The sequence below is a fragment of the uncultured Ferrovibrio sp. genome, assembly GCF_937960835.1.
In the GTDB taxonomy this organism is placed as follows: domain Bacteria; phylum Pseudomonadota; class Alphaproteobacteria; order Ferrovibrionales; family Ferrovibrionaceae; genus Ferrovibrio.
Genome location: NZ_CALGPC010000010.1, coordinates 137,543 through 150,743 on the forward strand (window position 1 = coordinate 137,543; position 13,201 = coordinate 150,743).

Below are 13,201 nucleotides of genomic sequence, written 5' to 3' on the forward strand. Positions count from 1 at the left end.
GTTCGCCCCGCGCCCCCGCCAATCTAGCCTAGTCAGGCTTTCGGTGAAATCCGTTCAGTTCACAAGATAGATTTCAACCCGGCGGTTATAATCCTCGGCCCGCGGCATGGCTTCGTAATAGACCGGGGCCGCATCAGCCCTGGCCTCGACCCGCACCTGATCGGCGGCGATGCCCCGGCGGCGCAGTTCTGCGGCCACGGCCTCGGCCCGCTTTTGCGACAGGCTGTAGTTGAGCTGCCGGTGGGCGCTGGCATCCATGTTGCCGGTCCGGCTGGAGGCATAGCCGACCACGGCCAGCACACCGCGGCCGCCCGCGGTTCCCTTGTAATATTCGGCGACCCGCCGCAGCAGGGCGCGGTCATCACTGCCCAGCGACGTGTCCGCGTTGGCGAAGCGGACCACCGCCAGCAAGGTAGAGCCGCTCGGCGCGAGGCCGCCATTGCCCGGAACGGCGGCGCCCCCCATCTGGGGCGCGCTTTGCGCCAGATTCGGCGGCAGCGTCGTCGCCGCAGACTGCGCCAGGCTCTGGGAAAAGGTGTCCACCACCCCGGCACCGCGCGGCACCTGATTCTGCGCCTGGACCGGCTGTGTCGGGACCGGCTGTGTCGGGACCGGCTGAGTCGGAGCCGGCAAGGTCGGAGCCGGCAGGGTCGGAGCCGGCGGCTGCAGCGTCACCGGAGCTTCAGCCTGCTGTGCGGGCAGGGCCGGCTGGGCAGAAGAAGCTGCGGGAAGCTGGGTCACCGGGGCCCGGGGTGCCGGTGGCGGTGTGTTGCTGTCAGCCGGACGGGCACGCAGTTCCTGATCGGTATGGCGGGCATTGTCGCGGTCGGCGGCCAGCGAATCCATCGCACGGCGGCGTTCGCCCTCGCTGCTGACCTCGACAGGACGCGGAGGAACGCGGCCAAGATTGGGGAAACGGTCGCTGGTGACGGATTCGGGGGCAGCGCTCCCGGTCGGCGTGGTGACCGGGGCAGGCTCGTCATCCTCGAACCAATCGGTGGGGTCTGCCCAGGTGCCGCAGCCGCTCAGTCCGAGGACCGCAGCAAGCAACGCCGCCGCAGTTACGCTACGGAAACCGGCGACACGCACCTCGGCAGCGCCGCGCATCCTTTTGGCGGCGATAACCGAGCCCAATCCTGCCATATGACAATCCCCCTAAATCACACTCACAACCGCCACCCAATGACCCTTCGCGTCAGCCTTGCGAGGCGATTCCCTATCCCGTAACCTCCATATCCTACGTGAAAATCCGAGTTTTGGCCGGATTTGCGCGACGGGAGGAAACGGGGCCCCGAGAATAAGGACTGTCGGATGGCGAAGCAACCGGACAGTGACATCAAGCTTCCCGATCCAGCGACCTGGGCGAAGAACTGGGCGCGGATTACGGAGCAGAGTCACAAACTATTGGCAGAATTTGCCAGCCGGCAAACCACCGAGGGTGCACCACTCGTTCCGGGTCATTTCGATGTCGATCCTCTGAATCTCGGCAAGGCCTATCTCGATTTCACCGCCAAGCTGCTCGCCGAGCCGGACAAGCTGGTTGAAGCGCAGATGAAGCTGTGGCGCGACTACGCCACGCTCTGGGCCAACGCCACCGATCGTTTTCTTGGCAAGGAAACCCAACCACTGGTAGAGCCAGCCAAAGGCGACAAGCGCTTCAAGGATCCCGCTTGGCAGGAAAATGTCGTCTTCGACTATCTCAAGCAATCCTACCTGCTCACCGCGCGCTGGGTACAGGACACGATGCGCCAGGCCGACGGCATCGATCCCAAGGTCGCGAAGAAAGTCGACTTCTACACGCGGCAATTCATTGACGCGATGTCACCGTCCAACTTCCTGCTGACCAATCCGGAAGTGCTGCGCGCCACGTTCGAAAGCAACGGCGAGAACCTGGTCAAAGGCCTGGAGAACCTGCTCAAGGATCTGGAGCGCGGCAAGGGCAAGCTCAACATCAAGATGGTGGATTCCAAAGCCTTCACTGTGGGCGGGAACATCGCCGTCACGCCGGGCAAGGTAATCTACCAGAACGATCTGATGCAGCTCATCCAGTACGAGCCGACGACCGAAAAGGTCTACAAGCGGCCGCTGTTCATCGTTCCGCCCTGGATCAACAAGTTCTACATCCTCGATCTGAAGCCGGAGAATTCCTTCATCCGCTGGATGACCGACAAGGGTTACACGGTCTTCGTCGTGTCGTGGAACCAACCGGATGAGTCCCTCGCCGACAAGACCTTCGAAAGCTACATGCGCGAAGGCATCCTCGAAGGCCTGGATGCCATTCAGAAGGCTACCGGCGAAAAAGAGGTCACCGCAATCGGCTATTGCATCGGCGGCACCTTGATGGCTGCGACCTTGGCCTGGATGGCGGCCAAGGGTGATGACCGAATCAAGGCCGTTACCTTCTTCGCCGCGCAGGTCGATTTCTCCGATGCCGGCGAGCTCAGCGTCTTCACCGACGAGGATACGCTGCGCTATCTCGACAAGCTGATGGCCGACCGCGGCTATCTCGAAGGCGGCGAGATGGCAACCACCTTCAACATGCTGCGCGCCAACGACCTGATCTGGTCGTTCGTCGTCAACAACTACCTTCTGGGCAAGGAGCCTTTCCCCTTCGACCTGCTGTACTGGAACTCCGACTGCACGCGCATGCCGGCGAAGATGCATCAGTTCTATCTGCGCAACATGTATCAGAAGAACCTGCTGTCGCAGCCTGGCGCGCTGGAACTGGCGGGCGAACATCTCGATCTGCGCAAGATCAACATCCCGGTCTATCTACAGGCCAGCCGCGAAGACCATATCGCGCCCTATCGATCAGTCTACAAGGCGACGCAGCTTTACAGCGGTCCGGTACGCTTCGTGCTGGCCGGCTCGGGCCATATCGCCGGCGTGATCAATCACCCGAACCAGAAGAAGTACCAGCACTGGCTCAACGACACGAAGAAGAACCCGCCCAAGGTCGAGGACTGGCTGAAGGATGCCAAGGAATATCCCGGCTCCTGGTGGGATGATTGGGACAAGTGGCTTTCCGCCAAGTCCGGCCCGAAAGTGCCCGCGCGCAAACCCGGCGGCGGTAAGCTCAAACCCATCGAGGATGCGCCGGGCTCTTACGTGAAGAAGCGGATCGTGGATTGATCCACGCCGATCCTGTCCAAGTGTCATGGCCGGGCTTGACCCGGCCATCTTGCTGGGCTTGATCTCCTTCAGGAGAAACCAAGGCGGCCTGCCGCCCGGGATGACAATGCGCAAAGGAGCCGGACAATGCTGTTCCTCATCGACGTCACCTTCAATTTCACCAGCTTGGGCGACAAGGCGCAGCAGTTGGTCCGCGCCGAATGGGATGAGGAAGAGGGTCTGCTGGAGAAAGGCCAGTTCGTCGGCATCTGGCGCAAGGCCAACGGCATGGGCACGATGTTCATCCTCGACATGCCGAGCCACGAGGCGCTGGCAAACCAGCTCCGCGCCATGCCGCTCTATCCCTATTTCACGCGGATTGAGGCAACGCCGCTGATCGCGCATCCCAATTTCCCGCAATTCGCCCGCGGCGCGACCTTCCACGAGAAGCCGGATTCAAAACCGAAGCCCGACAGCAACCTGTTCCTGCTGGACGTGCGGATCGAGTATCTGCGCGCCGGCGACAAGATGAACGACTGGGTGAAGGCCGAATGGCGCGTCTCGGAAGAGATGATCGAGAAGCGGCAACTGGTCGGGATCTGGCGCCGCGCCAATGCGCTCGGCACTTTCGTGCTGTGGAACCTGCCAACGCCGGAAGCCGTCGGCAACCAGCTCCGCGCCATGCCGCTCTACCCCACCTTCACCGATGTGACCGTCACGCCGCTGGTGATGCATCCGAACTTCCCGCAATTCGCCCGACCCGCCGAACATCATGAAAAGCCGGCGCAATCGTAAGCTGGCGCGTTCTTAGATGACTGCTTGCCCTTGCCAGTCCGGCCTGGATTTCGAGCGCTGCTGCGGCCCGATCCTGGCCGGCGCGCCGGCACCCACGGCGCTTGCCCTGATGCGTTCGCGCTATACGGCCTATGCGCGCGGCGATGTGGCGCATCTGGAACGCACGCTGGCACCAGAGCATCGCGCAGGCTTCGATGCAGCCGATGTCAGCGCCGGCATGCGCGAAACCCAATGGCTGGGCCTCGAAATCCTCGACACCAAGGATGGTGGCACGGATAACAGCACCGGCATCGTGGAATTCGTCGCACGTTTCAAGATACAGGGCCAGATCCGCGCGCTGCATGAACGCTCACGCTTCCGCCGCGACGAAGCAAACGGCCGCTGGGTCTATGTCGATGGTGAAACCGATCTGCGGCCGGCGAAGAAACCCGGCCGCAACAATCCCTGCCCCTGCGGATCCGGCAGGAAGTTCAAGCAATGCTGCGGGCGAGCATAAATCACCTCAGCTATTTCGCCGTCGTCCGCGTAACGTGGGTAAACCGATGCCGGTCGCGTCAAACCCGCCATCGACGCACAGCACCTGTCCGGTGATGTAGCTCGCCTGATCGCTGCACAGAAAATAGATCGTGTTGGCCAGTTCGCTTTCCTCGCCATAGCGGTTGAGCGGGATGTGGTCGTGGTAATCGGCACGGATCTCGGGCGTATGCACGGCTTTCGCCATCGCCGTATCCACCGGACCCGGCGCCACCGCATTCACCCGGATGCCGTATTCGCCAAGCTCGGCCGCCTGCTGCTTGGTCAGATGCGCCAGTCCCGCCTTGCTGGTGCCATAGGCGACGCGAAGTGTGGATGCGCGCAGGCCGGAGATGGATGTGATATTCACGATGGCGCCGCCGCCCTGATCGCGCATGATCGGCGCCACCGCCTGCGCCATCAGGAAGGGCCCGGTCAGGTTGACCGCCAGCACGCGCTGCCAGTCCTCCAAAGAGACTTCGAGGATGGGCTTGAAGATGGCGATGCCGGCATTGTTCACCAGCGCATCGATGCGGCTGAAATGCGCATGCGCCCTTTTCACCGCTGCCTGCACGGCGGCGGGATCGGAAACATCCGCTTCCAGCGCCAGGGTCGCGTCGGGCTGATTCAGGCCTTGCACGGCATCGCGCAACGCGTCGCCCAGAATGTCGAGCATCGCCACGCGCCAGCCATCCGACAGAAACCTGGTTGCAGCCGCCAAGCCCAGACCGCGCGCCGCGCCGGTGATCAACGCAACCTTATTCATTACGCCCATTCTACTCCTCCCAGTTTTGCACAGGCTATCCGGCACCTCGGGCTTCAGCCAGATATTGTTGCGGCATTTCGCGCAAAGCCTGACGGCGCGTCGAGCGGCTGACAATCGGCGGGCTTTCCGTTATCCTGCGAAACATCCGGATGTTGGGGTCGGCGTCCGGCAGGCATATTGGATGGGGGATATCGTCAACCGCATGGGTCGGATGCTGGAAGCTGCGCCGCAACTGACGCTGGAGACGCTCCAGGCGCTGTATGCCTACTGGGCCAGCAAGCGACGGGGCCGTCCGATGCCCGATCGCGCCGATATCGACCCGATCGAGATGAAGCCCTGGCTCGGCAACCTCATGCTGGTTGAGCGCAAGGATGACGGCGATTACGTCTATCGCCTTTACGGCTCCACCTTCGTCAATCAGTTCAAGGTCGACATGACCGGCCGCAGCATCAGCGGCCTGCCCGAGCAGCAGGCGGAACTGCTGCGCACGGAGTATGACGCCGTGGTGCACAGCCGGATGCCGATGTCGCGCCGCTATACTGCTACCTTCGATTACACTTCCCGCGATAAACGTTCGGCCTGGCAGGTTGAGCGAAGCTGGGAGAGACTCGCCCTCCCATTGACGGCTGGGGGCGACGAGGTCCGCATGCTGCTGGTGGCCGCCTTCCCGCTGGAGTCGGCAGCAGAAGACCGGCTTTCCTAATTTTCACCAGAAATCCGCGAAAAATTTTCACAGCGGAGCCCCCCTGATTTGACAAGGGGGTTTGCATCGCCCATGTTCCCCGGGCCGCGCCGGGACCGCCGTCGCTGTATTGTTTGTGATTTTTTGTTGGAAAACCGCCCCGTATGAAAGTCGTTGTCGTCGAAAGCCCGGCGAAGGCAAAGACCATCGAGAAGTATCTCGGTCCAGGCCACAAGGTTTTGGCCTCCTTCGGCCATGTCCGCGATCTGCCGCCGAAAGACGGCTCGGTCGAGCCGGACAAGGACTTCACGATGCATTACGAAATGTCCGGGCGCGGCTCCGAATCGGTGCGCGCTATTGCCGGCGCGCTGAAGGATGCCGACACCCTGATCCTCGCCACCGACCCGGATCGCGAGGGCGAAGCGATTTCCTGGCATGTCCTGGAGGCCCTGAATAACCGCAAGGCCATCAAGGGCAAGACCGTCAAGCGCGTGGTCTTCAACGAGATCACCAAGACCGCCGTGCTGGACGCGATGGCCCAGCCGCGCGACATCGACATGGACCTGGTGAATGCCCAGCAGGCGCGCCGCGCGCTGGATTACTTGGTCGGCTTCACCCTTTCTCCGGTACTGTGGCGCAAGCTGCCGTCTGCCAAGTCGGCCGGCCGCGTGCAGTCGGTGGCGCTGCGCCTGATCTGCGAGCGCGAAACCGAGATCGAGGCCTTCAAGCCCCGCGAATACTGGACCATCAGCGCCGAATTCCTGAATGGCGACGGCCAGAAGGTCGCCGCCCGCCTGGCCGAGCTGGGCGGCCGGAAGCTGGACAAGTTCGACCTCGCCAGCGAAGCCGCCGCCAAGGAGGCCGTCGCGAAGCTGCAGGACCTGCGCTACGCCGTTGCCGATATCCAGATCAAGCCGGCCAAGCGCCATCCCGCGCCGCCCTTCACCACCTCGACCCTGCAGCAGGAAGCCGCCCGCAAACTCGGCTTCTCGGCGCAGATGACCATGCAGATCGCCCAGCGGCTCTATGAAGGCGTCGATATCGGCGGCGAGACGGTCGGCCTCATCTCTTATATGCGTACCGACGGCGTCAGCATGGCCGACGAAGCGATCCGCGCCGCGCGCGACGTGATCGCTGAGGATTACGGCCGCGACGCCGTGCCGCAAAGCTGGCGCGTCTACAAGTCGAAGCAGAAGAACGCCCAGGAAGCGCACGAGGCGATCCGCCCGACCGATTTCCGCCGCCGCCCGCGCGCTGTCGCCCGCTATCTCGACGATGCGCAGCTCAAGCTCTACGAGCTGATCTGGGTGCGTGCCTTGGCCAGCCAGATGGAATCCGCCGAGCTGGAACGTACCACCATCGACATTACCGACGATAAAAAGACCGGCGTGTTCCGCGCCACCGGCACCGTCGTGCTCTCGCCCGGCTTCCTCAAGCTTTACGAGGAAGGCGTCGACGACAAGAGCGCCGATGAAGAAGACGGCGCCCGCCTGCCCAAGCTGACGGTCGGCGATGCGCTGAAGAAGGAGCGCATCACGCCCGAGCAGCATTTCACCGAGCCGCCGCCGCGCTATTCGGAAGCGAGCCTGGTGCGCAAGCTGGAAGAACTCGGCATCGGCCGCCCCTCCACTTACGCGGCCATCCTCGAGGTGCTGAAGGCGCGCAATTACGTCCGGCTGGAGAACAAGCGCTTCCAGCCCGAGGATGCCGGCTGGCTCGCCTATGCCTTCCTGGTCTGCTTCTTCGAGCAGTATTTCGCCTACAGCTTCACCGCGAGCCTGGAAGAAAAGCTCGACGAAATTGCCGAGCATAAGCTCGACTGGAAAAAGGTGCTGCAGGATTTCTGGCAGGATTTCAGCCTGCATGATGCCGGTGCAGATCCGCGGCCTTCCTCGGTGAAGGACGCAGTCGCGCGCATCGACGACAAGATGGGCCGTCGCGGCGAAGTGCTGGAGGCGATCAACCGCCTGCTGGAGCCGCATTTCTTCCCGCCGCGCGAAGACGGCAAGAATCCCCGCCTCTGCCCGGCCTGCAGCAAGGGCCAGCTTTCGATCAAGGCGGGCCGCACCGGCGCCTTCATCGGCTGCTCAGATTATCCGGAATGCAGCTACACCCGGCCGCTGAGTGCCGGCGGCAATGGTCATGGCGAAATCGCCATCTCCGGACCGCAGGAGCTTGGCATCGATCCGCAGAGCGGCCTGCCCGTTACGCTGCGCCAGGGCCCGTTCGGTCCTTACGTGCAGCTTGGCGAAGCCGAGGGCGAAGGCAAGGCAAAGACGAAGCCCAAGCGCGCATCCCTGCCCAAGGGCGTGACCATCGAAGACGTCACCTTGGAGATGGCGCTGAAGCTGCTGTCACTGCCGCGTGTGGTCGGCCTGCATCCCGATACCGGCAAGGAGATCGTCGCCGGTCTCGGCCGCTTCGGGCCGTATCTGCTGCATGACGGCGCCTATACCAAGCTGAAGGACCCGATCGAGGCCATCGAGATCGGCATCAACCATGCCGTCGAGAAGATCGCCGAAGCCGACAGCCGCCGCAAAGGTCCGCGCCAGAAGGCAGAACTGAAGGTGCTGCGCGAGGTCGGCAAGCATCCCGATGACGGCGAGCCGATCAACGTCATCGATGGCCGTTACGGTCCCTATCTGAAGCATGGCGCGACCAACGCGCCGCTGCCGCGCGGCGTCGAGGTCGACGACGTGACGCTGGAAATGGCCGTTGCGGCGATTGCCGCGCGCGCCAAGAAAGGCGGCGGCAAGAAGAAAGCCGCTGTGCCCAAGAGCGCACCTAAGAAAGCGGCGGCCGCCGCGAAGAGCGGGGGCGCCGAGGCCGAAGCCAAGCCCAAGAAGGCTGCAGCCAAGAAGCCGGCTGCAAAGAAGGCGGCGGCGAAGAAAGCACCCGCCAAGAAGGCGACTGCCAGAAAATCGGCAGCGGCATAGACGCTGTGGCGAGGAAGAAAGCCGCAACCCAGCGCCTTCCGTCCAAGCAGGACATTCTTGCCTTTATCGCCGAGAATCCGGGCAAGGTCGGCAAGCGCGAGATCGCGCGCGCCTTCAATGTTGGCCCGTCCGGCCGCGTTGCGCTCAAAGCGCTGCTGCGTGAACTGAAAGCCGAGGGCGACATCAATCAAAGCCACGGCAAGAAGATGACGCCGAAAGGCCAGCTGCCGGAAGTGGTGCTGGTCGATCTGGTGCGGCTGGATCGCGACGGCGATCTGGTCGGCCGCCCGGTGGAATGGGCCGCGGGCGGCGAGCCGCCGCGCATCGTCTTCGAATTGAGCAACCGCGCCCGGCGCGAGCTGGGCGATGTCGGCATCGGCGACCGCGTGCTGGCGCGCGTGCAGCCTGCCGGCCAGAACCGCTATCGCGGCCGCATCATGAAGCGGCTGGAGCAGGAAGAGCAGCCCGTCCTCGGCCTGCTCAGCCGCACCGAGAATGGCGAGTTCCGGCTGCAGCCGACCGACAAGAAGGTGCGGCACGAATACATCATCGCGCCGGAGCATCTTGCCGATGCCAAGCCGGGCGAATTCGTCGTCGCCCAGCCGCTGGCTGGCCGCCGCTTCGGGCTGAAGATCGCCAAGATCACCGAAGTGATTGGCAGCGCCACCGACCCGAAGGCGCTCAGTCTCATTCCGATCCATGCCCTGGGCATCCCTACCCGCTTCTCCGATGCCGCGATCCGAGAAGCCGAAAAGGCCAAGCCGGTGCCGCTGGGCAACCGCGAGGACCTGCGTCACATTCCGCTGATCACCATCGATCCGGAAGACGCGCGCGATCACGACGATGCCGTTTTCGCCGAACCGGATGACGACCCGAACAACGAAGGCGGCTGGCATGTCATCGTCGCCATCGCCGATGTGGCGCATTACGTGCGTCCGGGCAGCGCGCTCGACCACGAGGCGCGCATGCGCGGCAACTCCACCTACTTCCCGGACCGCGTCGTGCCGATGCTGCCTGAAGCGCTATCGGCCGATCTGTGCTCGCTGGTCGAAGGCAAGGACCGCGCCTGCATGGCCGTGCATCTGTGGTTCGATGCCGACGGCAACAAGATCCGTCATAAATTCGTGCGCGGCCTGATGCGCTGCGCCGCCGGGCTGAACTACCGCCAAGTGCAGCAGGCCATCGACGGCCAGCCCGACAAGATCGCCGCCGAATTCTTAGAGCCGGTCCTGAAGCCGCTTTATGCCTGCCACGCCGCGCTGAACAAGGCGCGTGAAGCGCGCCAGCCGCTTGCCATCGTCACTACCGAGCGCCGCGTCTTCATCGGCAAGGATGGTCATATTGCTGCCATCAAACCGCGCGAACACCTGCTCAGTCATCAGGTGATTGAAGATTTCATGATCGCGGCGAATGTCGCGGCAGCGGAAGAACTGGAAAAGCGCCGGCAGCCATGCATGTACCGCGTGCACGAGCCGCCGTCCGACGACAAGATCGACAGCCTGCGCAAATTCCTCAACAGCCTGGATTACCGTCTTGCCAAGGGCCAGGGCCTGCGGCCGATGCATTTCAACGCCATCCTGGAACGCGCGCGCGGCAGCGAGCATGAACGGCTGATAAACGAAGTCGTGCTGCGCACGCAGATGCAGGCCTATTACACGCCGGAAAATCTCGGCCATTTCGGCCTCAATCTGTCGCGCTATGCGCATTTCACCTCGCCGATCAGACGCTATGCCGACGTATTGGTGCATCGCGCTCTGATCCGCGGCCTGAGGCTTGGCGATGACGGGTTGCCGCCCGAAGATGTCGAGAATTTCGAACAGATCGCCGAGCATATCTCGCTGACCGAGCGCCGCTCGATGCAGGCCGAACGCGATGCCCTGAGCCGCTTCATCGCCGCCTATATGGCCGAGCATGTCGGCGCTACTTTCGAGGGAAGCATCACCGGTGTCACCCGCTTCGGTCTATTCGTCGCGCTCACCGAAACCGGCGCCGAAGGTTTTGTGCCCATCGCCACGCTCAGCGACGACTACTATGAGCATGACGAAGCGCATCGCGCGCTCGTCGGCAAGCGCAGCAAAAAACGTTTCCGGCTCGGCGATGCCATTACCGTGCGTCTGGAGGAAGCCACTCCGGTTACCGGTGGCCTGCGTTTCGATGTCGTTGGCAGCGGCGATGACACGCAACGCCGGTCGCGTGTCGGACGCCCGGCACTTTCTGCTAAAAAATCTACGAACCGCCCGTCATGGGCCAAACACCGAAGCAGAAAACGCCGATGATCCGTTCCATTGCCTTTGCCGCTTTGATGGCTGTCACTGCCAGTTCAGCACTGGCTCTTGAAATTCAGGGGCATCGCGGCGCCCGCGGACTGGCGCCGGAAAACACGCTGCCAGCTTTCGCCACCGCCCTGTCGCTGGGCGTCGACAACATCGAGATCGATCTTCAGCTCACCAAGGACGGCCATCTGGTGATCGGCCATGACCCGGTGCTGAAGTCCTACACAACCCGCGGTCCTGACGGAAAATGGATCAGCGATCCGGGCCCGGCGGTCTATCATCTCACCCTTGAGGAACTCCGCCGCTACGATGTCGGCCGTCTCAATCCGAACAGCAAATACGGCCAGACCTATCCCGATCAGAAGCCCGTCGACGGCACGCGGATGCCGAGCTGGGACGAGTTCATCGCGCTGGTGAACAAGTCCGGCAACGACAAGCTGCGCTTCAACATCGAGCTCAAGCTGGACCCCGGCCTCGCTTCCGTCAGCGCAACGGCCGAGCAATATGCTGAAGCAGCCGTGAAGGCGATCCGCGCTGCCGGAATCGAAAAGCGCAGCACAGTGATCTCCTTCAACTGGGCGACCACGGCTGCAGTGGCCAGACTGGCGCCGGAGATCGACCTCGGCCTAATCACCTTCGAGGCCAATTCGCCCGCCGCCAACATGGCACGCGGCCAGCCGGGCCCCAGCCCCTGGCTGAACGGCTTCGACGTCGACGACTATGCCTCCGTGCCCCAGCTGGTGAAGGCCGCTGGCGGCAAGGTCTGGGTGCCCTTCTGGCGCAACGTGACGCCGGAACTGGTCAAAGAGGCCCATGATCTGGGGCTCAAGGTTAATGTCTGGACCGTCAACGACACGGCAACCATGGAGAAGATGATCGACATTGGCGTGGACGGCATCACCACCGACTACCCGAACCGCCTGCGCAAGGTGATGGAGGCCCGAGGCCTGCCGCTGCCGCCGGCTACGCCCGCGCCCCCCTGAGAGCAGCTTGAGGGCAGCCGATTGAGGGAACTGGCGGCCCGAACCGGCAAAATCGCCCAAGCTGTCAGCAAGGCCTTCCAATGGTCAATTTCCGGGGTTAAAAGGGCGCCGCGCCGCGCCGCTGGAGTGCGGCGCCGGAACCAGGGATGGCCAGCATGATCACTGCCTACCTGCCGCAAGGCGGCCAGCTCCAACGAATCGTATTGACGCCCGACTCCACCCTGCCCAGTGGCGTCGTGTGGATCGACCTGCTCGAACCGACTCCGGATGAGGAGAAGGCGGTCGAACGTCTGCTTGAGCTGGAAATGCCGACCCGCGAAGAGATGCAGGAGATCGAAATCTCCAGCCGTCTCTATCGCGAGGGCGATGCCAGCTACATGACGGCCAACATCCTCTATCAGGCGGAAACGCCGCATCCGCAGACTACCGCGGTCACCTTCATGCGGACGCCCAAGGCCGTGGTCACGCTGCGCTATGCTGACCCGCTGTCCTTCCGCCAGTTCGTCGCCCGCGCCCAGCGCCAGCAGAGCCTCAGCTCCACCCCGGACGCCGTGCTCTGCGGCCTGCTCGACTCCATCGTCGACCGCGCCGCCGACGTGCTGGAAAGCGCCGGCAAGGATCTCGACGGCGTGTCGCGCAACATCTTCGGCTATGGCACCGCCGCCGAATACGAATCCGCCGACGAAATGGATCTCGAAGACGCTGTGCGCAAGCTGGGCCGCGTCGAGGATCTCACCTCGCGCATCCGCGACAGCCTGGTCTCGCTTACCCGCCTGATCGCCTTCCTGACGCTCAGCATGACCGAGCAGCGCGGCACCAAGGAAGCCCGGCAATGGCTGAAGACGCTGTCGCGCGACGTGCAGTCGCTGAACGAGCAGGCAGCTTTCCTGGCGCATAAGGGTAACTTCCTGCTCGATGCGACGCTCGGCCTGATCAACATCCAGCAGACCAAGATCATCAAGATTTTCTCGGTGGCGGCCACAGTCTTCCTGCCGCCGACCCTGATCGCCAGCATCTACGGCATGAACTTCGAACACATGCCGGAACTGAGCTGGCCAATCGGCTATCCGATGGCTCTGCTGCTGATGCTCGCCTCGGCCGTGCTGCCCTATTGGTGGTTCAAGCGGAAGGGGTGGCTCTAG

General features: G+C 63.2%; 10 protein-coding genes. 8 read left to right on the forward strand and 2 right to left on the reverse strand.

Annotation, left to right across the window (positions count from 1 at the left end; translation table 11 throughout):
- Positions 1-54: 54 nt before the first annotated feature.
- Positions 55-1,143: an OmpA family protein gene (locus Q0603_RS10715; protein ID WP_298725435.1), complete on the reverse strand. Its 1,089-nt coding sequence runs from the start codon at positions 1,141-1,143 to the stop codon at positions 55-57.
- Between the two features lie 168 nt (positions 1,144-1,311).
- Here Q0603_RS10715 and phaC point away from each other — a divergent pair, with 168 nt between their 5' ends.
- The 3 genes from phaC (at position 1,312) to Q0603_RS10730 (ending at position 4,402) form a co-directional block, all read left to right on the forward strand.
- Positions 1,312-3,132, forward strand: a complete 1,821-nt coding sequence (gene phaC, locus Q0603_RS10720) for a class I poly(R)-hydroxyalkanoic acid synthase (protein WP_298725437.1) — start codon at positions 1,312-1,314, stop codon at positions 3,130-3,132.
- A 126-nt stretch (positions 3,133-3,258) separates the two neighbouring features.
- The gene (locus Q0603_RS10725) at positions 3,259-3,906 is read left to right on the forward strand and encodes a muconolactone Delta-isomerase family protein (RefSeq protein WP_298725439.1); all 648 of its coding nucleotides are present in this window, start codon (positions 3,259-3,261) and stop codon (positions 3,904-3,906) included.
- A gap of 16 nt (positions 3,907-3,922) precedes the next feature.
- Positions 3,923-4,402 (forward strand): YchJ family metal-binding protein, encoded by a 480-nt coding sequence (locus Q0603_RS10730; RefSeq protein ID WP_298725441.1) that lies wholly within the window; start codon positions 3,923-3,925, stop codon positions 4,400-4,402.
- A 6-nt stretch (positions 4,403-4,408) separates the two neighbouring features.
- Here Q0603_RS10730 and Q0603_RS10735 read toward each other — a convergent pair whose 3' ends face one another.
- Positions 4,409-5,194 (reverse strand): SDR family oxidoreductase, encoded by a 786-nt coding sequence (locus Q0603_RS10735; protein ID WP_298725443.1) that lies wholly within the window; start codon positions 5,192-5,194, stop codon positions 4,409-4,411.
- Between the two features lie 172 nt (positions 5,195-5,366).
- Between Q0603_RS10735 and Q0603_RS10740 the strand changes: the two genes are divergently transcribed.
- The 5 genes from Q0603_RS10740 to Q0603_RS10760 all read left to right on the forward strand — a co-directional run bounded on the left by Q0603_RS10740 (position 5,367) and on the right by Q0603_RS10760 (position 13,201).
- A complete protein-coding gene (locus tag Q0603_RS10740) occupies positions 5,367-5,888 on the forward strand; it encodes a PAS domain-containing protein (RefSeq protein WP_298725444.1) in 522 nt (173 codons plus the stop codon).
- Positions 5,889-6,031: 143 nt separating this feature from the next.
- Positions 6,032-8,803, forward strand: coding sequence for a type I DNA topoisomerase (gene topA, locus Q0603_RS10745; protein WP_298725445.1), 2,772 nt, complete (start codon positions 6,032-6,034; stop codon positions 8,801-8,803).
- A 5-nt stretch (positions 8,804-8,808) separates the two neighbouring features.
- Positions 8,809-11,079, forward strand: a complete 2,271-nt coding sequence (gene rnr, locus Q0603_RS10750) for a ribonuclease R (protein ID WP_298725448.1) — start codon at positions 8,809-8,811, stop codon at positions 11,077-11,079.
- Complete coding sequence (locus Q0603_RS10755) at positions 11,076-12,059, forward strand: glycerophosphodiester phosphodiesterase (RefSeq protein ID WP_298725450.1); 984 nt, start codon at positions 11,076-11,078, stop codon at positions 12,057-12,059. Before rnr ends, Q0603_RS10755 begins: the two co-directional genes overlap by 4 nt.
- A 155-nt stretch (positions 12,060-12,214) precedes the next feature.
- Positions 12,215-13,201 (forward strand): magnesium transporter CorA family protein, encoded by a 987-nt coding sequence (locus Q0603_RS10760; RefSeq protein WP_298725452.1) that lies wholly within the window; start codon positions 12,215-12,217, stop codon positions 13,199-13,201.